The 24517-nt window shown below is 63.9% G+C and carries 29 protein-coding genes; 20 read left to right on the forward strand and 9 right to left on the reverse strand.

Annotation, left to right across the window (positions count from 1 at the left end):
- The first annotated feature begins 52 nt into the window (after nucleotides 1-52).
- Entirely contained in the window at nucleotides 53-523 is a 471-nt protein-coding gene (gene greA, locus AmiPiv_RS02035) for a transcription elongation factor GreA (RefSeq protein ID WP_340035578.1), read from the forward strand.
- Here the strand turns inward: greA and AmiPiv_RS02040 are convergent.
- Together AmiPiv_RS02040 and AmiPiv_RS02045 are read right to left on the reverse strand one after the other, a co-directional pair.
- A complete protein-coding gene (locus AmiPiv_RS02040) occupies nucleotides 520-906 on the reverse strand; it encodes a type II toxin-antitoxin system death-on-curing family toxin (RefSeq protein WP_340035579.1) in 387 nt (128 codons plus the stop codon). The genes greA and AmiPiv_RS02040 overlap by 4 nt on opposite strands.
- A complete protein-coding gene (locus AmiPiv_RS02045) occupies nucleotides 903-1133 on the reverse strand; it encodes an AbrB/MazE/SpoVT family DNA-binding domain-containing protein (protein ID WP_340035580.1) in 231 nt (76 codons plus the stop codon). The genes AmiPiv_RS02040 and AmiPiv_RS02045 overlap by 4 nt, the downstream gene beginning before the upstream one ends.
- Nucleotides 1134-1273: 140 nt before the next feature.
- On the opposite strand from AmiPiv_RS02045, the gene AmiPiv_RS02050 reads away from it, so the two are divergent.
- Nucleotides 1274-2815: a helicase HerA-like C-terminal domain-containing protein gene (locus AmiPiv_RS02050; RefSeq protein WP_340035581.1), complete on the forward strand. Its 1542-nt coding sequence runs from the start codon at nucleotides 1274-1276 to the stop codon at nucleotides 2813-2815.
- Nucleotides 2816-2872: 57 nt separating this feature from the next.
- Here AmiPiv_RS02050 and AmiPiv_RS02055 read toward each other — a convergent pair whose 3' ends face one another.
- On the reverse strand, nucleotides 2873-3610 hold the full coding sequence (locus tag AmiPiv_RS02055; RefSeq protein ID WP_340035582.1) for a L,D-transpeptidase: 738 nt from the start codon (nucleotides 3608-3610) through the stop codon (nucleotides 2873-2875).
- Nucleotides 3611-3790: 180 nt separating this feature from the next.
- Entirely contained in the window at nucleotides 3791-4453 is a 663-nt protein-coding gene (locus tag AmiPiv_RS02060; RefSeq protein ID WP_340035583.1) for a haloacid dehalogenase type II, read from the reverse strand.
- A 141-nt stretch (nucleotides 4454-4594) separates the two neighbouring features.
- Here AmiPiv_RS02060 and AmiPiv_RS02065 point away from each other — a divergent pair, with 141 nt between their 5' ends.
- The 4 genes from AmiPiv_RS02065 to AmiPiv_RS02080 all read left to right on the forward strand — a co-directional run bounded on the left by AmiPiv_RS02065 (nucleotide 4595) and on the right by AmiPiv_RS02080 (nucleotide 7775).
- Nucleotides 4595-5473, forward strand: a complete 879-nt coding sequence (locus AmiPiv_RS02065; protein ID WP_340035584.1) for a branched-chain amino acid aminotransferase — start codon at nucleotides 4595-4597, stop codon at nucleotides 5471-5473.
- A 109-nt stretch (nucleotides 5474-5582) separates the two neighbouring features.
- Nucleotides 5583-6185, forward strand: a complete 603-nt coding sequence (locus AmiPiv_RS02070; protein WP_340035585.1) for a superoxide dismutase — start codon at nucleotides 5583-5585, stop codon at nucleotides 6183-6185.
- Nucleotides 6186-6376: 191 nt separating this feature from the next.
- Nucleotides 6377-6814, forward strand: a complete 438-nt coding sequence (locus AmiPiv_RS02075) for a c-type cytochrome (protein WP_340035586.1) — start codon at nucleotides 6377-6379, stop codon at nucleotides 6812-6814.
- Nucleotides 6815-6824: 10 nt separating this feature from the next.
- Entirely contained in the window at nucleotides 6825-7775 is a 951-nt protein-coding gene (locus AmiPiv_RS02080; RefSeq protein ID WP_340035587.1) for a cytochrome c, read from the forward strand.
- A 37-nt stretch (nucleotides 7776-7812) separates the two neighbouring features.
- Here AmiPiv_RS02080 and AmiPiv_RS02085 read toward each other — a convergent pair whose 3' ends face one another.
- Nucleotides 7813-9915 (reverse strand): S9 family peptidase, encoded by a 2103-nt coding sequence (locus AmiPiv_RS02085; RefSeq protein WP_340035588.1) that lies wholly within the window; start codon nucleotides 9913-9915, stop codon nucleotides 7813-7815.
- Nucleotides 9916-10030: 115 nt separating this feature from the next.
- Between AmiPiv_RS02085 and AmiPiv_RS02090 the strand changes: the two genes are divergently transcribed.
- From AmiPiv_RS02090 to AmiPiv_RS02130, 9 genes are all read left to right on the forward strand, one after another.
- A complete protein-coding gene (locus tag AmiPiv_RS02090; RefSeq protein ID WP_340035589.1) occupies nucleotides 10031-10402 on the forward strand; it encodes an SH3 domain-containing protein in 372 nt (123 codons plus the stop codon).
- Between the two features lie 137 nt (nucleotides 10403-10539).
- Complete coding sequence (locus AmiPiv_RS02095; RefSeq protein WP_340035914.1) at nucleotides 10540-12858, forward strand: putative monovalent cation/H+ antiporter subunit A; 2319 nt, start codon at nucleotides 10540-10542, stop codon at nucleotides 12856-12858.
- Nucleotide 12859: 1 nt separating this feature from the next.
- Complete coding sequence (locus AmiPiv_RS02100; protein ID WP_340035590.1) at nucleotides 12860-13279, forward strand: Na+/H+ antiporter subunit B; 420 nt, start codon at nucleotides 12860-12862, stop codon at nucleotides 13277-13279.
- Nucleotides 13279-13656, forward strand: coding sequence for a Na+/H+ antiporter subunit C (locus AmiPiv_RS02105; RefSeq protein WP_340035591.1), 378 nt, complete (start codon nucleotides 13279-13281; stop codon nucleotides 13654-13656). Before AmiPiv_RS02100 ends, AmiPiv_RS02105 begins: the two co-directional genes overlap by 1 nt.
- A 2-nt stretch (nucleotides 13657-13658) precedes the next feature.
- Nucleotides 13659-15236 carry a Na+/H+ antiporter subunit D gene (locus tag AmiPiv_RS02110; protein WP_340035592.1) on the forward strand — a complete coding sequence of 526 codons (1578 nt, stop codon included), beginning with the start codon at nucleotides 13659-13661 and terminating at the stop codon, nucleotides 15234-15236.
- Complete coding sequence (locus AmiPiv_RS02115; RefSeq protein WP_340035593.1) at nucleotides 15233-15706, forward strand: Na+/H+ antiporter subunit E; 474 nt, start codon at nucleotides 15233-15235, stop codon at nucleotides 15704-15706. The genes AmiPiv_RS02110 and AmiPiv_RS02115 overlap by 4 nt, the downstream gene beginning before the upstream one ends.
- Nucleotides 15703-16026, forward strand: a complete 324-nt coding sequence (locus tag AmiPiv_RS02120; protein ID WP_340035594.1) for a cation:proton antiporter — start codon at nucleotides 15703-15705, stop codon at nucleotides 16024-16026. Before AmiPiv_RS02115 ends, AmiPiv_RS02120 begins: the two co-directional genes overlap by 4 nt.
- Nucleotides 16023-16394 carry a monovalent cation/H(+) antiporter subunit G gene (gene mnhG / locus AmiPiv_RS02125; RefSeq protein ID WP_340035595.1) on the forward strand — a complete coding sequence of 124 codons (372 nt, stop codon included), beginning with the start codon at nucleotides 16023-16025 and terminating at the stop codon, nucleotides 16392-16394. The genes AmiPiv_RS02120 and mnhG overlap by 4 nt, the downstream gene beginning before the upstream one ends.
- 269 nt (nucleotides 16395-16663) lie before the next feature.
- Nucleotides 16664-17089: a MucR family transcriptional regulator gene (locus AmiPiv_RS02130; RefSeq protein ID WP_340035596.1), complete on the forward strand. Its 426-nt coding sequence runs from the start codon at nucleotides 16664-16666 to the stop codon at nucleotides 17087-17089.
- 18 nt (nucleotides 17090-17107) lie between these two features.
- Here the strand turns inward: AmiPiv_RS02130 and AmiPiv_RS02135 are convergent, their stop codons facing one another.
- Entirely contained in the window at nucleotides 17108-17464 is a 357-nt protein-coding gene (locus AmiPiv_RS02135; protein ID WP_340035597.1) for a cytoplasmic protein, read from the reverse strand.
- Between the two features lie 94 nt (nucleotides 17465-17558).
- Between AmiPiv_RS02135 and AmiPiv_RS02140 the strand changes: the two genes are divergently transcribed.
- Both AmiPiv_RS02140 and AmiPiv_RS02145 read left to right on the forward strand, forming a co-directional pair.
- Nucleotides 17559-18098, forward strand: coding sequence for a helix-turn-helix domain-containing protein (locus AmiPiv_RS02140; protein ID WP_340035598.1), 540 nt, complete (start codon nucleotides 17559-17561; stop codon nucleotides 18096-18098).
- A 2-nt stretch (nucleotides 18099-18100) separates the two neighbouring features.
- The gene (locus AmiPiv_RS02145; protein WP_340035599.1) at nucleotides 18101-18904 is read left to right on the forward strand and encodes a DUF6456 domain-containing protein; all 804 of its coding nucleotides are present in this window, start codon (nucleotides 18101-18103) and stop codon (nucleotides 18902-18904) included.
- A gap of 7 nt (nucleotides 18905-18911) precedes the next feature.
- Here the strand turns inward: AmiPiv_RS02145 and AmiPiv_RS02150 are convergent, their stop codons facing one another.
- On the reverse strand, nucleotides 18912-19340 hold the full coding sequence (locus tag AmiPiv_RS02150; protein WP_340035600.1) for a SufE family protein: 429 nt from the start codon (nucleotides 19338-19340) through the stop codon (nucleotides 18912-18914).
- 89 nt (nucleotides 19341-19429) lie between these two features.
- Nucleotides 19430-19792 (reverse strand): DUF5330 domain-containing protein, encoded by a 363-nt coding sequence (locus AmiPiv_RS02155; RefSeq protein ID WP_340035601.1) that lies wholly within the window; start codon nucleotides 19790-19792, stop codon nucleotides 19430-19432.
- A 467-nt stretch (nucleotides 19793-20259) separates the two neighbouring features.
- Here AmiPiv_RS02155 and AmiPiv_RS02160 point away from each other — a divergent pair, with 467 nt between their 5' ends.
- The 3 genes from AmiPiv_RS02160 to AmiPiv_RS02170 all read left to right on the forward strand — a co-directional run bounded on the left by AmiPiv_RS02160 (nucleotide 20260) and on the right by AmiPiv_RS02170 (nucleotide 23226).
- A complete protein-coding gene (locus tag AmiPiv_RS02160) occupies nucleotides 20260-22038 on the forward strand; it encodes a sensor histidine kinase (RefSeq protein ID WP_340035602.1) in 1779 nt (592 codons plus the stop codon).
- On the forward strand, nucleotides 22013-22807 hold the full coding sequence (locus AmiPiv_RS02165; protein WP_340035603.1) for a peptidoglycan-binding domain-containing protein: 795 nt from the start codon (nucleotides 22013-22015) through the stop codon (nucleotides 22805-22807). The genes AmiPiv_RS02160 and AmiPiv_RS02165 overlap by 26 nt, the downstream gene beginning before the upstream one ends.
- Before the next feature lie 74 nt (nucleotides 22808-22881).
- Nucleotides 22882-23226: a DUF1491 family protein gene (locus AmiPiv_RS02170; RefSeq protein ID WP_340035604.1), complete on the forward strand. Its 345-nt coding sequence runs from the start codon at nucleotides 22882-22884 to the stop codon at nucleotides 23224-23226.
- Here AmiPiv_RS02170 and AmiPiv_RS02175 read toward each other — a convergent pair.
- Nucleotides 23213-24202 carry a DUF2336 domain-containing protein gene (locus tag AmiPiv_RS02175; RefSeq protein ID WP_340035605.1) on the reverse strand — a complete coding sequence of 330 codons (990 nt, stop codon included), beginning with the start codon at nucleotides 24200-24202 and terminating at the stop codon, nucleotides 23213-23215. The two genes, AmiPiv_RS02170 and AmiPiv_RS02175, sit on opposite strands and share 14 nt — an antisense overlap.
- Nucleotides 24203-24517: the final 315 nt, after the last annotated feature.

A 24517-nucleotide genomic window follows, 5' to 3' on the forward strand; every position in this document is an offset into this window, starting at 1 on the left:
CGGTCAGATGAGCCGGCTTGTTATCGACCAAACGAAGGCCTAGGTTCTTTCCATGAGCAGAGCTTTCACGCGTGAAGACGACAGCGAAAACCAGATCGCCGACATCGGCGAGCGACCGGTAAGCACGCACCGCAATCTGGTGACGGAACAGGGACTAGCCCATATCGAGACCGAGCTGGGCGGCTTGCGCGAGGAACTGGCCAAGGCCGAAGCCGCGGCCGACCGCGAGCGCATCGCGACGGTTTCGCGCGATCTTCGCTATTGGCAGGCGCGCCGGGAAACCGCCGAGGTCTCGGTTCCCGAGCCCGACAGTTCCGTCGTGCGCTTCGGCATGAGGGTCAGCATCGAGGACGACGACGGCAAGCGTCACGCGTGGCGCATCGTCGGCGAAGACGAGGCCAATGCCGCCAAGGGCAGCATTTCGCATGTCTCGCCCATGGCCCAGGCCCTGTTCGGCAAGGCGGTGGGCGAGGTCGCCACCGTCAACGGGCGCGACTGGGAGATCGTCGAGATCCGAATCTAGCTTTCGATTGCGATGGTGTGGTCGCGGAAGAATGCGGCCGCGCCGCCTTCGTCGATCTCGCCGGCGGCGACCATCAGCACGAATTGGATGATGTCCTCTTGTGGCGCTTCCACACTTAGCCCGTTGAAGTACAGGAACAAGTCAGCCGCCGCGAAGGCCGTTCTCTTGTTGCCGTCCACAAATGGATGGTTCTTGGCAATACCGAACAGATAGGCGGCTGCCAACTCGCAAAGACCGGGTTGGCCGTAGGCTTCTTTCTGAAGCGGGCGTGCCAGCGCCGATTCCAGCATGTCCTCTGACCGAATGCCGGGGGCGCCGCCATGCAGCCGCAGTTGCTCGGCATGCATGGCCTCGACGAATTGTCGCGAATGGAACTCTGTCATTTGGCGAGGGCGCGATACGCGACCTCGTATTTTTTCATCCGTTCCCGCGCGATCTTCATCTTGCGCTCAAACTCTTCCGGATCATCCTCAGCCGGCCGCAGCCGTAGCTCGTTTCCGTCCTCGGTGAGGACAAGTGTATCCCCGGCCCTGAGATTGTGCCGGTCGAGCACCTCCTTGGGCAGGATCACGCCTTCCGAGTTTCCGATCTTGCGCACAGTCACGTTCATGTGCTGCATCTCCATGTTATAACTCACGTATAACATGGAGGGTGGCGGGAACCAAGCCATTGTCGCCCGGTGAGGCGGCCACTATACCTTTCAGGGGCCGCGCAAGCGGTCGCGACATCGCATTGCCGGAGAGGACGCCCATGGCGCAGGACGACAGCATTTTCATTGGTGCCAGCCGCAAGCCGGACGACAGCTACCAGCGACCTGAAGCGCTGCTGCTGAAATACGGCAACCGCCACGGCCTGGTCACCGGCGCGACCGGCACCGGAAAGACCGTGACGCTGCAGATCCTCGCCGAAGGTTTCTCGAATGCGGGCGTGCCGGTCTTCTGCGCCGACATCAAGGGCGATCTCTCGGGCATTGCCATGATGGGCGACGCGAAGGACTTCCTGGTAGCCCGCGCCCAGGCGGTGAAGCTCGACCCCTACGAGTTCCAGGAGTTCCCGGTGATCTTCTGGGACCTGTTCGGCGAACAGGGACATCCGATCCGGGCAACGGTGTCGGAGATGGGTCCGCTGCTTCTGTCGCGTCTCATGAACCTGACCGAGGCGCAGGAAGGCGTGCTGAACATTGCCTTCCGCATCGCCGACGAAGAGGGTCTGCTGCTGCTCGACATGAAGGACTTGCAGGCGCTGCTGGCCAACATCGCCGAACGCGCCGACGAGATCGGCGCCCGCTATGGCAACGTGACCAAACCGTCGGTCGGGGCGATCCAGCGTTCGCTGCTCGTGCTGGAGCAGCAGGGCGGCAACAACTTCTTTGGCGAGCCGGCGCTGAAGATTGCCGACATCATGCGGACAACCCGCGATGGCCGCGGCGCGATCAACGTGCTGGCCGCCGACAAGCTGATGATGAACCCGCGGCTCTATGCGACCTTCCTGCTCTGGCTGCTCTCTGAGCTGTTCGAGGTGCTGCCGGAGGTGGGCGATCCCGACAAGCCAAAACTGGTCTTCTTCTTCGACGAAGCGCATCTCCTGTTCGACGAGGCGCCGAAGATCGTCGTCGACCGGGTCGAGCAGGTGGTGCGGCTTATCCGTTCGAAGGGCGTCGGCGTCTATTTCGTCACCCAGAACCCGCTCGACGTTCCGGATACCGTGCTCGCCCAGCTCGGTAATCGCGTGCAGCACGCGTTGCGCGCCTACACGCCGCGCGAGCAGAAGGCGGTCAAGACGGCTGCCGATACCTTCAGACCGAACCCGGACTTCAATTGCGCGACTGCCATCACCCAACTCGGCACCGGCGAGGCGCTGGTCTCGATGCTCGAGGCCAAGGGCGTGCCGGCGATGGTGCAGCGGACGCTGATCCGTCCGCCGGCATCGCGCCTCGGCCCGGTTACGGCCGACGAGCGGCGCAAGCTGATCAACGAAAGCCCGGTCGCCGGCCAGTATGACCAGACGGTCGACCGTGAATCGGCGTTCGAAATGCTGCAGAAGAAGGCAGCCGAGGCCCAGCAGGCGCAGCAAGAAGCCCAGAAGGCAGATACCGGTGGTGGTGGCTGGACGATCCCGGGCTTTGGCAACGACGGCGACCGCACCTCGGGTGGCGCCCCGCGGCAGCGCAGCAGCTCTGGCCGCCAATCCGTGGCCGAAGCCGCGATTAAGTCGGTGGTACGCTCGGTCGGCTCGTCGCTCGGACGCGAACTGGTTCGCGGAATTCTGGGGAGCCTGAAGAAAGGCTTCTAACGAAAACGGCGGCGTGCAGGGCACGCCGCCGTAGTCTTTGGTCAATCCGAAACCAGATCAGGCGGTACCAAGCCCATTGGTGACAAGGATCGGGCTGCCGTTCGGAACGCGATCGTAGAGGTCAATCACGTCCTGGTTCATCATGCGGACGCAGCCCGAGGAAACCGCCTTGCCGATCGACCACCATTCCGGCGAGCCGTGGATACGGTAGAGCGTGTCCTGCTTGTTCTGGAAGATGTAGAGCGCACGGGCGCCGAGCGGGTTGGTCAGCCCGGGCTGCATGCCGCCGTTGCGGGCGCTGTATTTCTCGAGTTCCGGCTGGCGGGTGATCATTTCATCCGGCGGGGTCCAGGTCGGCCACTTGCGCTTCCACTGCATGACGGCGCGGCCGGACCATGCAAACCCCTGGCGTCCGAGGCCGACGCCATAGCGGAGCGCCTCGCCGTTTTCACGCACCAGGTAGAGGAAGAAGCTCGACGTATCGACCACGATGGTGCCGGGGCGTTCACCGGTGGGATCGGGGACGATCTGCCGCATGTACTTGCTCTGGACCTTCTTGAGCGGGATCGCCGGTATCTCATACCCCTCGTCGACGACGGACGAGTACATGGTCGTGTAGTCGCCGAATGCCGGGTCGACGCTGACGGGCGGCTGCACGGCGGGAGCGGCAGAAACCTGATCGCTTCCGCTGGTGGTGGCGCAAGCCGAAAGGGCCGCCGATGCGGCACCGGCCGCCGTCAGATTCAGGAAGCCGCGACGGCTCAGGGATGGCTTAGGGGGAAGAATTATGGACATGACAGCAGTCTGGAGTTCCAGTTCGGATGATATGGTGAATATAAAAGAAACCTGTTGCGTTCCCATTAACGCGTATGATGATAGGCGTCGTTAATTCAGGCTTGAAGGTGGAAAAACAATGGCAAATCTGTGATCGACTGATCACTGTTGCGATATTGCAACAAGTGTTGCAGCGACGACTTAGCCGTGCGTCAGTAAACCTTCCAGCGACGGAAGGATTAAATGCGGCGGATGGTCGCTATATTCGTCGGGCTGGGAATTTCGATTTATCCAGACGGTGCGGAAGCCGAACTTTGCCGCGCCCGCTATGTCCCAGCGATTGGACGACTGGAAGGACACCGATTCCGGATAGAGCCGCCAGTTGCTCGCCACCAGGTCATAGACGGATGGGTCCGGCTTGAAGCGGCGGACGCTTTCGACCGAGAACACCTCGTCCAGGATCATGTCGAGTGCCGCCGAACGCACCGCAGCGTCGAGCATCTCAGGCGATCCGTTTGAAAGTATGGCCAGCCGCGCGCCGTTGTCCTTGAGGGCGCGCAGTACGGCCGGGACCTCCGGATAGCAGTCGAGGTGCCAATAGGCATCGAGCAGTTTCGCGCGCATCGCAGGGTCGACCGACGGAACCTTGCGGAAGGCATAGTCGAGCGCCCGCTCGGTCAAGTGCCAGAAATCGGCATGGGCACCCATGAGCGTGCGGACCCAGGAATATTCGAGCTGCTTGGCCCGCCATATCTCGGACAGCAGCGGGCCGTCGGGACCGATTTCCGCAGCGTGTCGCCGCACGGCCGCATGGATGTCGAACAGCGTGCCGTAGGCGTCGAATATGTAGGCTGCGTGGCGCATGGCAGGGTTTTCCAACGACTTGCCGCCCGACGCAAGAGCGCTGATCGCCTGGCTCCAACATTTCGGCCGGCTGCCGGTTGACGTGCCCGGGCAAAGCCTCTTCCATAACGGCCATCAATCGAATGCTACGGGAAACCTACGATGACGCTGGCAGCGGCTGCACAATCCACGACTTGGACCTTCGTTGATGGAGACTGGTACGAGGGCAACGTTGCGCTCATCGGGCCGCGCAGCCATGCCATGTGGCTGGCGTCAACCGTGTTCGATGGCGCCCGCTGGTTTGAAGGCGTGGCTCCCGATCTCGAGGCCCATTCCCGGCGCGTGAACGCATCGGCTATCGCGCTTGGCCTGAAGCCGACCATGGCTGCGGACGACATTGTCGGATTGACCTGGGACGGGCTCAAGAAGTTCGACGGCAAGACGGCCGTCTACATCCGCCCCATGTACTGGGCCGAGCACGGCGGCTACATGGGCGTGCCGGCCGATCCCGCATCGACCAGGTTCTGCCTTTGCCTCTATGAAGCGCCAATGATCCCGCCGGCGGGCTTCTCAATCGGCCTGTCGCCGTTCCGCCGTCCGAGCCTCGAGACGATGCCGACCAACGCCAAGGCGGGCTGCCTGTACCCGAACAACGGGCGCGCCATTCTGGAAGCCAAGATGCGCGGCTTCGACAACGCGCTCGTGCTCGACATGCTCGGCAACGTCGCCGAGACCGGCTCGTCGAACATCTTCATGGTCAAGAACGGCCAGGTCTTCACGCCGGCGCCCAACGGAACCTTCCTTTCCGGCATCACGCGGACCCGCACCATGGGCCTGCTTGCGGAACGTGGCATGACCGTCGTCGAGAAGACGCTTTCGGTGCGGGAATTCCTCGAGGCCGACGAAATATTCTCGACCGGCAACCACTCGAAGATCGTCCCGATCACCCGGATCGAAGAGAGAATTCTCCAGCCGGGACCGGTAGCAAAACTGTCGCGCGATCTATATTGGGAATGGGCGCACTCGGGCCCCAACGCCTGAGCCGCGCAAACCGAAAAAACGCGCCTCGCAACCGTTGTCACATGCTGGTGGCAACCTATCTCTAGACGGCACACACATGCCGCGATTTGCCAGCAAGGGAGTATGATCCATGGCTTTTGAATTGCCCGAATTGCCCTACGACTACGAGGCGCTGCAGCCCTTCATGTCGAAGGAGACGCTTGAGTACCATCACGACAAGCACCACAAGGCCTATGTGGACAACGGTAACAAGCTGGCCGCCGAAGCTGGCCTGGACAAGCTCTCGCTGGAAGAGGTCGTGAAGCAGTCGTTCGGCAAGAACGCCGGCCTGTTCAACAACGCCGCCCAGCACTACAACCATGTCCATTTCTGGAAGTGGATGAAGAAGGGCGGCGGCGGCAACAAGCTGCCGGCCGCGCTGCAGAAGGCGGTAGACGCCGATCTCGGCGGCTACGACAAGTTCAAGGCCGACTTCATCGCCGCCGGCACCACGCAGTTCGGTTCGGGCTGGGCCTGGGTTTCCGTCAAGAACGGCAAGCTCGAAATCTCCAAGACCCCGAACGGCGAGAACCCGCTGGTCCACGGCGCTACCCCGATCCTGGGCGTCGACGTGTGGGAGCACTCCTACTATATCGACTATCGCAACGCGCGCCCGAAGTACCTGGAGGCTTTCGTCGACAGCCTGATCAATTGGGACTACGTGCTCGAGCTCTATGAAAAGGCGAAGGGCTGAGTAGATCAGCCCGAGGACCATTACTTGATCAAGTAAGTGAAAACCCCGGCCTACGCCGGGGTTTTCATTTTGTTATTCGATGTGATCGTCCAACCTTCCAGATCACGTAAGCGTGAAGAGAATTCCGGGACGAATTCGGCCAGTTTCGCCGTTGCCCCCAAGGCAGCTATCTGCAACCCCGGAGAGGACTGATGAGAAAATACGTACTTGCCATCACGGCGCTGGCGCTCGCGACCACTGCTGCGCTTGCCGATGTGATCGCCGATCGCAAGGCGGTCATGAAGGACAACGCAAAGCAGGTCGGCGTTCTTGTGTCGATGGTCAAGGGCGAAACCCAGTTCGATGCCGCAGCTGTCCTGGCGGCGCTGACGACGCTCAACGACAACGTCCAGAAGATCGACGTGGCTGCTTCGTTCCCTAAGGGAAGCGACCAGGGCGACACCACGGCATCGCCGAAGATCTGGACGGATGCGGCAGGGTTCCAGGCGCAGGTGGACAAGTTCAAGTCGGTCACCGCCACTGCCGCCGCGGCTCCGGCCCAGGATCTTGATGCGCTGAAGGCTCAGGTCGGCACGATCGGCCAGACCTGCGCCGCCTGCCATGAGGCCTTCCGCGTCAAGAAGGGCTAATCCTCTGCGGATGGCTATTCTCAGGAAGTTGGCGATTGCGGCCCTGGCGCTAGGTGGCGCCGGGGCCTCGGTCTTTTGGTGGCTGACCGAACCGGAAAGGCTGGGGCCCGAGACGCTCGCGTCGCTCGGTGCGGGGGATGCCGTTCGCGGCCAGCGCATCTTCGACGCCGGCGGTTGCGCCTCCTGCCACGCCAGGCCGAAGGCGGAAGGCGATGCCCGCCTGCAACTCGTCGGCGGTGTCGAACTCAAGACGCCGTTCGGGACCTTCGTGGCGCCGAACATTTCGTCCGACCCGACCGACGGCATCGGGGCGTGGTCGCTGGAGGATTTCGCCAACGCCATGCTGAAGGGCGTGTCGCGCGACGGCCAGCACCTCTATCCGGCTTTTCCCTATCCGTCCTATGCGCGCATGAGGCCGGGCGACGTTGCCGACCTCTATGCCTTCATGAAAACGCTGCCGCCGGTGGCGGGCAGGGCCCCCGACCACAGCCTGAACTTTCCCTACAACATCCGGCGGGGGCTTGGCCTCTGGAAACTGCTCAACCTCAGAGCCGAACCGGTCGTGGCCTTCGCGGACGGAACGCCCGAAAAGGTGCTGCGGGGACGCTTGCTGGTCGAAGGCGCGGGCCATTGCGGCGAATGCCACACGCCGCGCGCACTCGATGGCGGGCCGAAGCGGAGCCAGTGGCTGGCCGGCGCCGTGGCGGCGGAAGGCACGGGCATAGTTCCCAACATCACGCCGGGCGGGAATGGCATCCGGAGCTGGTCGGAAAGCGACATCGCAGGCTATCTCGAAACCGGCTTCACGCCGGAGTTCGATTCCGTCGGCGGCACCATGGTCGAAGTGCAGAAGAACATGGCGCGGCTCGCGGCCGAGGACCGCGAGGCCATTGCAGCCTATCTGAAGGCGATCCCGGCAGAGCCAAACGGCTACCCGCCGGCGAAGGCCGCTGCGAACTGAACCGGCCGGCGGCGCGTGCCGCCGGCTCGGCTGGCTGCTATCCGGCGCGATCCGCGATCTTCAGCGCGAAAGCATAGTTGAAGGCAATCTCCTCCAGCCTCGAGAAGCGGCCGGAGGCGCCTGCGTGGCCTGAATCCATGTTGATCTTGAACAGGACCGGATTGCCACTGGCCTTTCGCTCGCGCAGGCGGGCGACCCATTTGGCCGGCTCCCAATAGGTGACGCGCGGATCGGTGAGGCCGGCAACGGCAAGGATCGGCGGGTAGTCGAGTGCCGTGACGTTGTCGTAGGGCGAATAGGCCGCGATCGTCTCGTAGTCCTGCTCCGAGGTGATCGGATTGCCCCATTCGGGCCATTCGGGTGGGGTCAGCGGCAGCGTGTCGTCGAGCATCGTGGCGAGCACGTCGACGAAGGGCACCTCGGCGACGATGCCGCCGAAGGCTTCAGGCGCCATGTTGGCGACAGCCCCCATCAGCATGCCGCCGGCAGAGCCACCCTGGGCAACGATGCGGTCGTGGGTGGTGTAGCGCTCCGCCACGAGATGCCTGGCGCAGGCGATGAAATCCCTGAAGGTGTTCTGCTTGGAGGCCCGCTTTCCGTCTTCGTACCAGGCGTAGCCCTTGTCCTTGCCGCCGCGAATGTGGGCGATGGCGTAGACGAAGCCGCGGTCCACCAGCGACAGGCAGTTGGTGTTGAACGAGGCCGGGATCGTGATTCCGTAGGAGCCGTAGCCATAGAGCAGGCAGGGCGCGGAGCCGTCGAGCCTGGTGTCGCGGTGATGGATCAGTGAGATCGGCACCAGTTCGCCATCTTCTGCCGGCGCCATCAGCCGCCGCGTGACGTAGTCCTCGGCGTTGTGGCCGGACGGAACCTCCTGGGTCTTCAGCAGGACGCGTTCGCGCGTCCGCATGTCGTAGTCGAAGACCTGAGCGGGCGTGGTCATCGACGAGTAGCTGAAGCGGATGATGTCGGTGTCATACTCGTAGGAACCCGACAGCCCGAGCGAATAGGCCTCTTCGGCAAAGGCGATGTGGTGCTCGTTGCCCGTTGCCCGTTCATGCACGACGATCCGCGGCAGGCCGTCCTTTCGTTCCAGGCGGACCATGAAGTCCTTGAAGCCCATGACCGACAGGATGAGGCGGCCGGCCTCGTGGGCAACCAGTTCCTTCCAGTTGGCGCGTACCGGATCAGCAGCCGGAACGGTCATGACCTTGAAGTCCTTGGCGCCGTCGACATTGGTCAGCACGAAGAAGATGTCGCCGCCCTCCTCGATGTCGTATTGCAGGCCGGTTTCGCGCGCGGCGACGAGCTTGGGCTCGGCGGCGGGATCGGAGGCGGGGAAGAGCCGATACTCGGATGTCTCGTGATCGCTGATCGAGATCATGATCCACTCGTTGCTGCGCGTACCGCCCACATTCATGAAGAAACCCGGATCGGTTTCCTCGTAGACCAGCCGGTCGCCGGCGGCGTCGCTGCCCACCGCATGGTAGAAGACTTTCGAGGGCCGGTGGTTCGGGTCGAGGCGGGTGTAGAAGAAACCCTTGTTGGCGCCGTCCCAGACACCCGAGCCACCGGTGTCGCCGACCACGTCGTCGAGGTCACTGCTGCTGGCGAGGTCGCGGATGCGCAGGGTGTAGAACTCCGAACCCTTGTCGTCGAAGCCCCAGATCAGCCGGCGATGGTCTGAAGAATGGTCCATCCCGCCGAGGCGGAAATAGGCCTGGCCCTCGGCTTCCTTGTCTCCGTCGAGGATGATCTCCTCGGACCCACCTGCGCTCGGAATGCGGAAGTAGCGCGGCTGTTCGCCTCCCTTCTTGTAGGAGGAGCCGTAGGCAAAAGGCCCGTCCTTCATCGGCACCGAGGAATCGTCTTCCTTGATGCGCGCCTTCATCTCGGCGAACAGCGTCTTCCTGAGTCCGGCGGTGTCGGCCATCAGCTCAGCCTGGTAGCGATTCTCATCTTCCAGATGGGCGCGGATGGCCGGATCGAGCAGGCCGGGGTCGCGGAACACCTCCTGCCAGTTGTCGGCACGCAGCCAGGCGTACTCGTCGACGCGGGTGATACCGTGCCGCGTGTCGCTCACGGGGCGCCGCTCGGTCTCGGGTGCAGGGATGTCGGCGAAGATGGAAGGTCTCGTCATTGCGTCTCGCATGGGCTGAATCTTGAATGGCGAATGAACACGCCGATCAGTGCGGGTTCAAGAGCCGAGTTGCATGGTGGCTGTATCGTTCCATCGCCCATGGGGCCGGAGAGAGATGATGAAGACGCTTATCAAGGCAGCAGTCGCACTGGCCGTGGCCTCTACCGTTGCGCTTTTCGCCGGCCAGTCGAACGCCGCCGCGTTCTCGGCCTGGGAGGTCGCCAAGGTTCCGTGGGGCGACACGCTCAATATTCGCAAGTTCCCGTCGAACGGATCGCAGAAGCAGGCAGCCTATCCGAACGGCGCCGTGCTGCAGATGACCGGCAAGTGCACCGGCGGGATCGATCTGCGCGACATCGGCCACCTGCCGGCGTGGAAGCAGGAGCAGCGCGTCCGCTATCGCTGGTGCCAGGTCTGGCACGACCCCGCGCAGAACGGAGACTTCGTCAGTGGCTGGGTCTACGGCAAGTACATCACGCCGTACTGAAGGAAAGGCGCCGTTCAACTGTCGAGTGGTACACGCTAGTCGTTGAAAAGGCCGGTTCAGGCTTGCCCCCGCGTGACGGGACGTCTATGCCCCTAACAACGTGAGAAACAAAGAGGGCCTGTGCGCTGACCTTCCTGATACTCATGCTGCCGATTGTCGGGGCATTGCTCGCTCCGTTGCTGGTCCGCGTGACGAAACACTATGCCGGTTGGCTGCTCGCCGCTATTCCGCTCATCATATTCGTGCATTTCGCCGGGATGCTGGAGACGGTCGGCAACGCACGCACCGTTTCCGGCGGATTTGACTGGGCGCCCAGCCTGGGCCTGCGCTTCGCCTGGTTCCTCGATGGATTGTCGCTGACGTTTGCCGTGCTGATTTCCGGCATAGGCACGCTCATCGTCATCTATTCGGGCGGGTATCTGAAGGGGCATCCGCACCAGGGCCGCTTCTTCTCCTTCATGCTGCTGTTCATGGGAGCGATGCTGGGACTGGTGGTCTCGGATTCGTTCCTGATGCTGTTCGTCTACTGGGAACTGACCTCCATCACGTCTTTCCTGCTGATCGGCTTCGATCACGGCCGCGAGGCGGCGCGGCGCGCGGCATTGCAGGCGCTCTTGGTGACGGGACTGGGCGGGCTGTCTTTGCTTGCCGGCCTGCTGGTCGTTTCGCAGGCGACCGGCGTCAGCGAACTCTCGGCTCTGCTGGGGGCGGGAGAGGCGCTGCGGCAGAGCCCGCTCTACCTTGCCGCGCTGCTGCTCGTACTCGGGGGAGCCTTCACCAAGTCGGCCCAGTTTCCGTTCCATTTCTGGCTGCCCAATGCCATGGAGGCTCCGACGCCGGTGTCGGCGTACCTTCACTCGGCGACCATGGTGAAGGCCGGGGTCTATCTGGTGATGCGGCTCAACCCGGTGATGGGCGGCACGGCGGCCTGGGAAACGATCCTGCCGCTGTTCGGCGGTGCCACGCTCGCCGTCGGTGCGGTGCTCGCCATCCGGCAGGTCGACCTCAAGCTGATGCTCGCCTACACGACTGTCGCGTCGCTGGGACTGCTCGTGATGTTGACCGGCCTGGGCTCGGACAAGGCAGTCGAGGCGGCAGCCCTCTATCTGATCGCGCATTCCCTGTTCAAAGGCGCGCTCTTCATGGTTGCCGGCCTGATCGACCACGAGGCGGGCACGCGCGACGTGACCAGGCTGGCCGGGCTGCGTCGCGCAATGCCGGTGACATTTGCGGCCGCCATGCTGGCCGCCTTCTCGATGGGGGGCTTGCCGCTCTTCTTCGGCTTCCTCGCCAAGGAGGAGATCTACCTCGCATTCACCGAGACCGATGGGTGGCGCTTGCTGCTGCTTGCAGTGGCGATCGGCGCCAATGCACTGATGTTCGCCATCGGTTTTGCGGTTGCACTGCGCCCGTTCGCCGGCGCGCCGATCGCGACCCCAAAGCACGCGCATGAAGGGCCGGCCTCGCTCTGGCTGGGGCCGGTGGTGCTCGGCGGAGCCGGCCTCGTGGCCGCCCTTGCGTCGGCCACGACCCACAGGCTGCTGTCCTCGCCTACCGCAAGCGCCGTCGCGGGTACTCCTGTCGACGTCACCATCTCCGTCGTCCCCCACATCGGCGTGCCGCTCATTCTGTCGGCGCTGACGGTGGCGCTCGGGATAGCGGCCTATCTCGGGCTCGACCGGTTGCGCTCGCTGACTGCCGGCGTGCTCGCGGGCATCGGCTGGGGCCCGGACCGCGGCTTCGACCAGGCGCTGCGCGCGCTGCTGCGCTTCGCCGCGGGGCTGACGCGCATCGTCCAGAGCGGGCGCCTCGACATCTACATGACGGCCACCTTCATCGCCGTTGCCGCTGCATTGCTGGTGCCGATGATCGTCACCGGCGAACTGCCGTCGGCGCCGGTGCTGCCCGCCTTGCGGTTCTATGAATGGGCGGTCATGGCGATTGCCGTGATCGGCCTTGCCGCCGTCGTCCAGGCGCGCAGCCGCCTGACGGCCATCGTCTCCCTAGGCATCCAGGGCTTTGCGGTGGCTGTGCTTTACATGCTGTTCGGGGCGCCTGACCTGTCGTTCACCCAGTTCATGGTGGAGACGCTCGCGGTGGTGATCCTGGCCCTGGTCATGACGCGGCTCAGGCTTTCGCCCACCGATCATCGTCCGCTGCGTCAACAATTGCTCGACATGACGATTGCCGGCGCCTGCGGCCTGGCCTTCACCCTGCTGCTGCTGAAGGTGACGCAACTGCCCTTCGACGACAGGCTGTCGCAGTTCTTCGCCGCCTATTCGAAGACGATCGCGCATGGCCGCAACGTCGTGAACGTCATCATCGTCGACTATCGCGGGCTGGATACGCTGGGCGAGATCGCGGTGGTCATGATTACGGGGCTCGCGATCCTGGCGCTGATCCGCATCCGCTCGAAGAAGACGGTGGCGCGCGCGAGCGTGGCGGAGGATGCCTAGCATGCAGACGCTGATCTTCCGCACCGCGGCACCCTTCCTCACCGGGTTGATGCTGATGTTCTCCGTCTTCGTCATGCTGCGCGGCCACAATGAACCTGGGGGCGGCTTCACCGGCGGCCTGATCGCCGCATCGGCCTTCGCCATCCACGGCATCGCCTTCGGCGTGCCGGCGGTGCGCCGGGCGCTCTATTTCCACCCGATGGCCGTTGCCGGCTTCGGCCTGTTCCTGGCGGCAATCGCCGGCCTGCCGTCCCTGCTGTTCGGCGTGCCGTTCCTGACGGGCCTTTGGGCGTCCCCAAGCCTTTTGGGTGTCTCCGTCGACCTGTCGACCGTGATGTTCTTCGATATCGGCGTCTACTTCGTCGTGGTCGGTTCGTTCACGTCGATCGCGCTGGCGCTCGAGGACAGGGAACACGATTGATGGAAAGTGTGTTCGCCATCCTGGTCGGCCTGTTCTTTGCCGCCGGCATCTATCTGATGCTGTCGCGGCACATCATCCGCATCCTGCTGGGCGTGTCCCTGTTCGGCAACGCCGTCAACCTGCTGATCTTCACCAACGGCAGGCTGATGCGCGAGATCCCGCCGGTCATCGCCGAAGGGCTCGACGTTCCCGCAGGGGCGGTCGCCAACCCGCTGCCGCAGGCCCTGATCCTGACCGCGATCGTCATTTCGTTCTCATTCTTCGCTTTCCTGCTCGTGCTGGCCTATCGGGCCTATCAGGAGATCGGCACCGACGACACCGATGGCATGCGCATCGCCGAGCCGGCGGACGACGGCCTGCCGCCGATGGGGTACTGACAATGGCGATCGAGGGTCAAATCGTCGACAGGACTGCTGCGATGATCGCGGCACCCGTCACTGCGGCCGATTGGCTGGTGGTGGCGCCGGTGCTGGTTCCGATCGTCTGCGGCGCGATCCTGCTGATGATCCGCCACAACGTCCGCTGGCATGCGCTGGTGGCCGTGGCGGCCCTGCTCGCCATGGCGGCCGCCAACGTCGCGCTGCTCACGCGCGTGCTGGGCGAGGGGCCGGTTTCGATGACCATGGGCAGCTGGCTGCCGCCCTTCGGCATCTCGTTCACGGTCGACGCGCTGGGCGCGATGTTTTCGCTCACTGCATCGTTCGTGGCGCTTGCCTGCTGTGCCTATTCGGTGCTGGACATAGATGTCACCGGCCGGCGCTACGGGTTCTATCCGTTCCTGCTCCTGATGATGGCCGGTGTCAGCGGCGCCTTCCTGACCGGCGACATGTTCAATCTGTATGTCTGGTTCGAGGTTTTCCTGATTTCCTCGTTCGGCTTGCTGATCCTGGGCTCGGAAAAGCCGCAGATAGACGGCGCGACCAAATATGCGATCCTGAATCTGGTCGGCACGACCCTGTTCCTGATCGCCACCGGCTATCTGTATGGTACGTTCGGCACGCTCAACATGGCCGACCTCGCCGCCAGGGTGGGCCAGGCGGACGCCGCGGCCCCGCTCACCACGCTGGCTTCCCTGTTCCTGCTCGCCTTCTGCATGAAGGCTGCGGCCTTTCCGGTCAATTTCTGGCTGCCTGCCTCCTACCACACGCCGCCCGTGATCACCGGGGCGCTGTTCGGCGGACTGCTCACCAAGGTCGGCATCTACGCCCTGCTCAGGACGATGCTGACCATCTTCGCCGTGGAACGCGCCGAACTGGCAGGCGTCATCGGCTGGATAGCAGCGGCGACGATGCTGGTCGGCGCGCTCGGCGCCCTGGCGCAATCCGACATCCGGCGGATTTCCGGCTTCCTGGTGATCTCAGGCGTGGGGGTGATGCTGGCCGGCATCGCGCTGGGTACGGAACGCGGCCTGTCCGGGACGATTTTCTATGCCGTGCATTCCATGGTTTCGCTTTCGGCGCTCTATTTGCTTGGCGGCCTGATGCGCCAGCGCGGCGGAAGCTTCTCGCTTCACTCGCTGTCCGGACTGTATACGGCGAGCCCGTTCCTGACGTTGCTGGCCATGGTGATCTCGCTCGCCGTTGCTGGACTGCCGCCGGGCTCCGGCCTGTGGCCGAAGGTCATGCTGGTAAAGGCGGCGCTCGATGGCGGCGCATGGCCGCTTGCCATGGCGGTCCTGCTGAGCGGTTTCCTGGCGACCATTGCCCTGGGCCGGGTGTTCATCCTTGCCTTCTGGAGGACAGACACTGTGGCGGCCGGGGGCAGGCCGGCTGACGCGCCTGCCCAGGCTGCAGCGTCCCGGCTGGGCGTCGCCACCATCACGCTGCTGGCGTTGGCGATGGTGGGCATGGGCGTCATGCCGGAGCCATTCGTGCGGGCGGCGACGGCCGCCGCCAGCGGACTCATCGATACGTCCGCCTACGTGCAGGCAGTGTTTCCGCCGGGAGGTGGACAATGATCCCGGTGCGCTACGTCGTGCTGCTCGCACTGGCGTGGGTCGGAATGTCCGGCAGCTTCACGCTGCCCAACCTGATCCTGGGCATCGCCATCGGCTGGGGCGTCCTGTTCCTGGTCCGCGACCAGCTGCGGGCGGCGAAGGTGACGGTTCGCCCCTGGGCGGCGTTGCTGCTTGCGTTGCTGTTCATGAAGGAACTCATTCTATCCGCGGTGCGCGTCGCTCGGCTGGTGCTTTCCCCGCGCTTGGACGTCAAGCCCGGCATCTTTGCCTATCCGCTGCAGGTCGAACGCGATTTCGAGATCACCCTGCTCGCCAACCTGATCACCCTGACCCCCGGAACCCTGTCCGTCGACGTTTCGGAGGATCGGCGCACATTGTTCGTGCACGGCATGGATTGCTCCGATCCGGAAAGGGCCAAGGAAGAAATAAGGATAGGCTTCGAGAGAAGAATAATGGAGGCGTTCAGATGATGTCCGGAGCAGCCTTCCTGGAAGCAAGTGCGATCTTCGCTCTCGGAATACTCAGTGTTTCGTTCCTTCTGGTCGTCGTGCGAGTGGTCAAGGGACCGTCGCTGCCCGACCGTATCCTGGCGCTCGACATGCTGGTTGCCGTTGCCATCGGCTTCATCGCGGTGTTCGGCATCCGATCGGGGTTCAGGCTCTACGTGGATGTGGCGATTGCCCTCGGACTGGTCGGCTTCCTGGCCACGGTCGCTTTCGCAAGATTTGTGATGAGCGGCGGCGCCGACGCCAAGAAACGGGAAGAACAGGCGGAAGAGGAGCAGCGATGATGGGCGAATTCGGCGATTATCTGGCTGGGTTGCTGATCGTAGTGGGGGCGTTGTTCGCGCTCACGGCCTCGATCGGTCTGCTGCGCCTGCCGGACGTATTCACCCGGATGCATGCCGCCTCCAAGGCCGGCACGCTGGGATCCTGCCTGATGCTGGTCGCGCTTGCGCTGCACATCGGCGAGTTCGCAACCGGTGTCAGGGCGCTGGCCGGCGCCGGCTTCTTCGTGCTCACCGCACCAATCGCGGCTCATCTACTGGCCAAGGCGTCATATTCGGCCGGATATCGCATGTGGGAGGGCTCTGTTCGGGACGAACTGGCCCAAAATGTGGTGTCATCCAAGAAGAACGGTCAAATCCAAGGTGGATGAGGATAGTGAGCCCGGGCGAGATCTATCGTCATCGGGCGAGTTGATCTCAGAAAATGACCTATGGTTGTCAAAAACGTTCATTTGTTAGAGAAGTGTCGAATTCGTTGTTCTTGAATTCGAAAAGAATAGTGAATTGACTTATTGCTGATACGGGCTCATTAAAGTGACGGAACGCGAGTCGCAGTCGCAAACTGCGGTATAAAATCGTGCCGCGTCCCGATCGCAATATCGGGCAAAAAAACAACCAGTCACATTGGGGCCTGAAGAATATGGATACTTCCGAAACGCCTACAGCAAACAGCGATACGCTGATCGAGCTGACCGCCGACGTGGTGGCGGCCTATGTCAGCAACAATCCGGTTCCGGTCGGAGAGCTTCCGGGACTGATCGCCGATGTGCATGCAGCACTTGGACGCGTCGGCAACGCGACCGAAGCGCCCCCCGCAGACAAGCAGAAGCCGGCCGTGAACCCGAAGCGGTCGGTGCATGACGACTACATCGTCTGCCTTGAAGACGGAAAGAAGTTCAAGTCGCTCAAGCGGCACCTGATGACCCACTACAACATGACGCCGGACCAGTACCGCGAGAAGTGGGGCCTCGACGCCAGCTATCCGATGGTGGCGCCCAACTACGCTGCCGCCCGCTCCCAGCTCGCCAAGAAGATGGGGCTGGGCCGCAAGCGCAAGGGCAAGTGAACCCCCACTACTCCCTGCTCAATGAGCGGCACCTTCGGGTGCCGCTTTGCTTTTCTGGCGCCTGCGGCGCGGCCGAAAGGTGAGCCTGGCAGGTTCCGCAGGCGAAACGCCTTTCAGCCGGTCGCGCACCTGCTTGAGCGCTATGTGGCGGTTCAAGTCATAGCTCCAGTGGCGGTTGACGCCTTTCAGCCTTTCGCGCTCGATCACCCGCTCGAGGCGCCTCAACAGCGCGTGGGTGGAGACGAATCCGCCGGACAGCGCATCGGCGAGTTCGATTCCGCAGCAGATCTGCAGGGCAGCCCTCTGCCTGGCATCGGCCAGTTCCGCCAGCTTGTCCTGCCTGAATGCGGTTATCTCGTTTCGGAAATCCCTCATCTTCACCTGCCTTGTTGCCGTTCGATGAATGATGCGTCCGCCCTGACGGGTGAGGAGAAATTGAACACGAATTTTGTTTTTCGCTTAGAAAAGCATGAGTGTTCCCAGAGGGTTGGCGGTTCCAGACAAGAAATTCCGTTCTTTTTTTGTTCACACCTGGCTCGATGGTGGCTATAAGAACTTATTCCTATCTTCGGAGGGGGCGAGTTTGGTGGGAGCGACGTCGACAGTGCTGGCGAAAAGGCAGATCGAGGCGCGCGAGGTTGCCGCGCAACTGGAGCGGACGGGGCTGGAGCTTGCGGCCGACAGGCGCAACGACGAGGTCATCGAGCAGTGCGATGCCATGATCGACCTGATGGCGGCCCTGTTCGGCGTTCCGAGCAGGGAGCTGCGTCGCCTGGGCCGGACCGGAAACGACATCAGCCGATTGCGGCAGATCGCGATGTATGTCGCGCATGTCGTCTTCCGTTTCAGCATGCGCGACGTCGGCCGGGGCTTCGGGCGTGACAGGACGACGGTTCTGTATGCGTGCCATCTGGTGGAGGACCTGCGGGACGACCCCGACTTCGACCGTATCGTCTCATTGGCGGAGCGCGTGGCGATTGCCGCTTTCCGGGACAGGCTGGGGCGCTGATCATGGCCGAGGAAGCTGCAAAGGCGCGCGCACGCATCCTGAAGCTGCTCGCGAAGGGGAGGGCCAGCTGCGCGCCGGCGACCTGCGGCGACAAGATCCTGCTCGAAAGCGAGACGGGCGACCGCATCGCCGTCGCCTCGGGGCAATTGGCCGATCTTGCCCGTGAAGGTCTACTGCGCCGACATGGAGCAATCGTCGGCCTGACCCCGGAGGGGATGTCCGCCGCGCGGCGACAGGCCGGCGAGACCGACCCGTTCAGGGCCCAGCACGGCGATCTCGAGGTTGCTCTCGTCGACACCGCGGCCGGAGCCCAGGCGGCACTGATGAACCTGTCGGAGTCGCCTTTGGGCCAGCTCGTCCGCCGCCGAAACAAGACCGGCGACCCATTCCTGACCGGCAGTGAATACGCGGCGGGCGAGCGCTTGCGCTCGGATTACACGCGAGGGCAGATCATGCCGAGGCTGGGCGCGAACTGGGAAGCGACCGTGGCTTCCGGCCGCCGCGGCACCGGTGGCGGCGGGCTGAGCGAACACACCGACGCGGCGCTCACGGCGCGCCAGCGCGTCGACATGGCCATTGACGCGGTGGGGCCGGAACTATCCGGTGTTCTGATCGACGTCTGCTGCTTCCTGAAGGGGCTGGAGATTGTGGAAGTCGAGCGTGGCTGGCCGGTGCGCTCGGCGAAGATCATGCTCAAGACGGCACTTGGCGCCCTTGCTCGCCACTACAATCCCGGTTCGACCAGTGGGCGACGCGGCAAGGTTCTGCACTGGGGGACGGCGGATTACCGTCCTAAGCTGAAATAAGCATAGGTCAGGCGGGCTGGTGCAGCGCCGCCTCGGCATCGCGCTTGATGCGCTTGACCATCGACCGCAGGCCGTTTGCCCGCTGCGGCGACAGGTGTTCGTTGAGGCCGAGCGTCCGTAGCGTTGCCTCGGCGTCGGTGCCCAGGATCTCGCTCGCCTGGCGGTCCGAGAACAGTGCGAGCATGATGGCGACCAGCCCGCGCACGATATGCGCATCGGAATCGCCCTGGAAACGAATGACCGGGTCGGTCCCGTCGCCGCGATGGGTCACGAGCCACACCTGGCTGACGCAGCCCTGGACCTTGTTGGTGTCGATCCGCGCGCTGTCCGGGAAGGGCGGAAGCGCTTCGCCGAGCTCTATGACATAGCGGTAGCGATCCTCCCACTCGTCCAGGAAGGCAAAGTCGTCGCGGATCGTGTCGATCGTAGTCGTCATATCGCTGGATATAGTGGCCGCGCCTTCGGCCGTCACGAAAAAAGATGGGCTGCAGACGCCGCCTGGAAGGACCGGACGGCAAGGTCACGTCAATTGGCGGGTGCTGGTGTCGGCGCAGGCGTGGGCTGGGGGTGCTTGTCGGACTCCGGCGCGGGCTCGACGCTTCCCGTCTGCGTGGCGGTGTCGGGCTTGCCGAACTGCTCGTCCAGCAGTTCGTAGGCGATCCGGGCGCTTTCGCGTGCCCTGACCCCAATGGTCTGCATCGCCGCCTTGCCGGTTTCGCAAACTTCCGGCTTGCGTTCGCAAATGCCGGCGATGTCGCCGACCGCCTCGCGTGCGGCAAACAGCGCCTGCAGGGGGCTGACCTGGCTTTCCCCGTCCGGGCCGGTGCTCAAGGGCAGGAAGAGCAGCACAAGCGAGAACCAGAAGGCGGCCCTTATCAGAAAGCCCATGGCGTGCCCCTTGTGAAATTGAGGGCCGGGGTGAAACCGCTCCGGCCACGTGTCTGCGTTGCCGCGACAATGGCACGGACCAGGAAAGGAGCGCTTGCAGCAAAAGGCGGCATTTCGCGTTGCTTTTTCACCGAATTTTCACTGTTCCGGAGCGCCGAGACGCACCATCACCGCGCGAGTCATGCGCCAGATTCGTAAGTATTTGATTTAAATTGCGAAACTCGGGCGACAGGAAATCCTGCCCCAGGAAGGGCGATTCAACCGAGCGAATGGGCCGGCTAACCCTCCGTTTACCATGACGCGAACTGTCCTCGAAAGTGGGCGCCGCCGGTCCGATATTTGCCGCGGGTACGCGGTGTGATCCGCCGGTTTTATCGCTTCATTAAAGGCTCGGTGCGAGTTTGGTTGCCAACTACAGAAGAGCCGCGAAGCGAGCCACGGAAGAGTGCGTAGCGTTGAGTTTTGTCATGACCAGATACGGTGAGTTTTCCGGCGCGCTGGCCGGCGGCTGCGACCGTCTGGTTCATCCTGCCGCCATAAGCGCAGAACGTCCCCGGCAGCGCCGCCTGGTGGGCACGCTGCTGGCCGCACCGTTTCTGGTCGCGGGTTCGGGCGTCGTGCTGGTTTCCGCCAATCTCGGGGCTGCAGCGACGATTGCCGTCATCTTCGCCGTGTTCAGCCTGAGCTGGCTCGCGGCCCTTTCGATCGCACCCATCGGCCGGGCGGTGCTTGTCGCCACCGCGGCCCTGATCGCCGGGTCGCTGGCGCTCGCGGCCATCGTTGCGGCTGCCGGCGGATTGACCTCTCCGGCGGCTCTGCTTCTCGCCGCGCTTCCCGTGGAGGCCGCCTGGGTGTGGCGCACGGGCAGGGCGGCGGTGCTCGGAGCGCTTGCCGCCCTGGCAGCAGCGGTTCTGACGGGTCTTCTCGCTTCCGCTCCCTTTGCCGAGGGCGCCTCGGCTTCCGGCTGGCACTGGCTGCTCTCGATTATGTGGCTTGCGACGATCGCCGCGCGCGCCCCGCTTTATGTTGGCCATGGTGCAGGTTCGAGCGATGCCGCGCCGGCAACCGGGCTGGAAAGCATCATCAGGGCGGTCGTTCTCCGCATCGCGCACAATGGCGACATCGTCGAAGTCTCCGATCAGTCACGGGGCTTGCTGCGGCTGCAGCCGGAACTGCTGCTGGGGACCTCCTTCTTCGACCGCATCCATGTTGGCGACCGCGTCGGCTATCTCTGCGCACTGGCCGACATGCGGGGCGGTGCGGATTTCCGCGCGGTTGAATTGCGTCTGCGCCTGCCGCGCCAGGCCGCCGAGGAAGCCGGCGACAATTTCCAGCCATTCGCGCTGGAGATGATGAAGGGCGAGGGTGCGGCAATCGTGGCTGTCGTTCGGGCGAACGACACGCTCGCCGACCTGCGCGAAAGCCTCGCCAGGGCGGACGACGCCGCAAGGAGCGCCGAGCTGGCGAAAACCAACTTCCTGGCGGCGGTAAGTCATGAACTGCGCACGCCGCTGAATGCGATCATCGGCTTCTCGGACATGCTGCTGCACGAGATGTTCGGTTCGTTCAAGGAGCCGCGTCAGAAGGAATATGTCGGCATCGTGCGCGATTCCGGGCAGCACCTGCTCGACGTGGTGAACTCGATCCTCGACGTGTCCAAGATCGAGTCCGGCTGCTATGCGATCAATCCAGAGCCGTTCCGGTTCCGCGAGGCCGTCGACATGTGCGCATCGATGATGGCACTCCAGGCCGAGGCGAAGGCCCTGACGGTTTCGATCGATGTCGCTGCCGGCGCCGGAGAGGTCACCGCCGACCGCCGGGCGGTGCAGCAGATGCTGATCAACCTGGTTTCGAACGCGGTGAAGTTCACGCCCGATGGCGGCAGGGTGGAGATCGGCGCCAAGCGCCTGGGTTCCCGCCTGCACTTCTGGGTCTCGGACACCGGCATCGGCATAGCCGAGGAGCATCTTTCCCGCCTCGGCACGCCCTTCATGCAGATCCAGAACGACTATACACGTCGCTTCGAAGGAACCGGACTGGGCCTGTCCCTGGTGAAGGGGCTGGTCGCGCTGCACGACGGCACCATGTCGATCGAAAGCGCTCCGCAGGAAGGAACGAAGGTAACCATCAGCCTGCCTGTCGACGGCCCGTCATTCCACACCGAGCCGGCCATGGGCGAACTGATGCGCTTGCCCACAGGCAGGATCAAGGAGATGCGCAATGGCTCGCTCCGCAAAGCAGGCTAGGCGTCAAGTCGAAGACCGCAGCGTTTTGCAGGACGGCGCGCTGGCGCTGGGCGGACTGATCGCGCGCAACCCGGTGCTGGTAGGGGGCTCGACGGCGTTCCTGGTGGCGCTGTTCTACGTGTCGGCGAACGCGCTCTGGTATCAGCCCTACGCCCACAAGGGGGCGTTCTTCTCGACCAGAGATGCGGCAGCGTTTCCCGAGGCGGATCCGGCCTTGCCCGAAACGACGATCACGATCGAACGCCCCGAGGAAGCGCAGCGGCCGCCGAAGGGAGATCCCGAGGTCGAACAGGTGCAGAGCATCCTGAGGGACCTCGATTTCTACCAAGGTACGGTCGACGGGCTCAACGGCCCGAACACGCGCCGCGCCGTCGAAGCCTACCAGCAAAAGGTGGGGCTGCCCGTCACTGGGACGATCGATCATGCCCTGCTCGAGCAACTGGGCGCCGACGAGACGACGGCTGGCATCACGCCGAGGCCGTCGCCGCGCTCCGAGGCCCTGCCAGCGCAGCAGCCACGGCCGTCATCTCAGCCGTCCCCGGCGGCTCGCGCCACAGAGGCCAGCGATGCGTCGCCGGCGGAACGCATCAGGAAGATCCAGGTCGGGCTGAAGGCGTTCGGCAATGACGGCATCGAGATCGACGGCGTGATCGGCGGCCGGACCACGGCGGCGGTTCGCGAATTCCAGGCGCTCTTCGGCCTGCCCCAGACCGGCGAGCCCAATCAGCAGGTCTACCAGAAGATGCGCGAGATCGGCCTGACCGAATAGGGGGCTCCCGGCCTGTGCGCGGGAGGCGCAGAAGGCTATAGAGGCCGTGGCGACCTGGAGAGCGAAACGGCCGGATGCGTGTAACAACAGACTTTTGGGTATCGGCCCTGATGCGAAGGGTGTTCGGCGAAGGCGGCTTCGCGGCCATCCTGAGCCGCGGGGCGACCGAGGCCGGAGCCGTATTCGTCCTCGCCCGCGACCGCTTCGGCACCACCACGCTCTATGGGCCCGCTCCCCAGACCAGTTACGATTCGGCTCGACCCGACGAACGCCAGTTCAGCTTGCTCGAAAGCACGGAGGATGCCTCGTCGATCGACGCCCGACTCGAGCGCGAGCGTCGCTTTGACCCCGATATCTGGGTCGTCGAGATCGAAAGCAATTCGCCGGTCCAGGACCTGATCGCCCTCACGAAGCCCTGAGGTGGCTGTCCTTCGGCGTTGCGCCGGCACCGGCACGATTGGCGTTCTCACGAATTCGCGCACCGACGGCGGCGGCCTTCCACTCGCGGACCCTGTCCATGGCCACGTCACGGTGCAGCAGCCTGTAGCGTTCCAGGAACAGCCTGACGCCTTCCGCATGGGTGAAGTGGCCCGGGAAGGTTGCTGCTGCAAGGAGGAATGCCTGCTCCTCCTGCAGTTCGAGCGCCTTCAGGGCGTCGATGAGCGAGGAATAGCCGGATCTTTCGGTGATCGATCGCGCTGTCTGGAAGTCGATCTCCAGCGCGTCGGCCAGTGCCGTCTGGAAGAAGGCGCTGTTGCCGGTGAGCGCCGTGACCCTGAGCCTCTCGTAGACCGGTGCACGCTGCTCCGGAGCGCTGGCCGTGTTTGACGCCATCATCGACCGAAGCCGCCGACGCACGGTTTCCGCAAGCGCTCCCGTCGCGGGGGTGCCTTCGGAACCAGAGTGCTCCGGATGGTCGGCATGAGGGGCAGGCGCCGGCGCCTCGGGCCTGTCTGCCGGTACTTCGGGATAGACCAGGCGAGGGCGCTCGAGCACGCGTATCAGGTCGGCAATGGCCCGGTTGAGGCCTGGGCGCCGTGCGATCGCGCGGGCATGGGGCAGTCCATGCCGTCCGATCAGCGCGATGAGCGCGACATCGGAGAGGAGCGGCGAGCGCACAAGCAAGGGAGCGGCAACGTCGACGCTCTCGTCGCAAAGGCGCCTGACCAGGCCCATTGGCGCATGTTCGCTTTCGGACAATGCAGCGGAGACGAACCGTCGAGCTTCGACCGAGACCTTGTCGAACAGCGGCAGCGTCAGATCTTCGAGTTGGGTGATCTCGCGGCGCGAGGGTCGCGGCAGGGCACAGAAGGCAGAAACGGCTGCACGAAAAAGCCTCTCGGGCTTTCCGGTTTCGCGGCCGATGGCGATTTGCCTGAAGTCCGATGCTGACACGAACGCGTACGCCTGAACAACTTTGCACACTATCCGGAGCCGCGGAGGGACCCTGCGTGCCCCCGCGAGATGCCGAATATGAACATAAACTTAGCGGCGATTTGTTAGCGTACTGTTAACTGTCTGGTGGCCTTATCGACGAGGAGGCGTTGCGTGCTTGCTCCGGTGCAACCGAGAGGGAAATCGCAGACCGTGGGCAGCGTTGTATCGTTCATACCGCGCCAGCGGACCGCCCGCAGACCGCTGCGTGTCGCGGAAAAGCCAGCAGCCATCATCATCTTTCCAGGCGTGCGCTACGAGCGCGTGATGTCACGC

The organism is Aminobacter sp. Piv2-1, assembly GCF_037625995.1.
Lineage (GTDB): Bacteria > Pseudomonadota > Alphaproteobacteria > Rhizobiales > Rhizobiaceae > Aminobacter.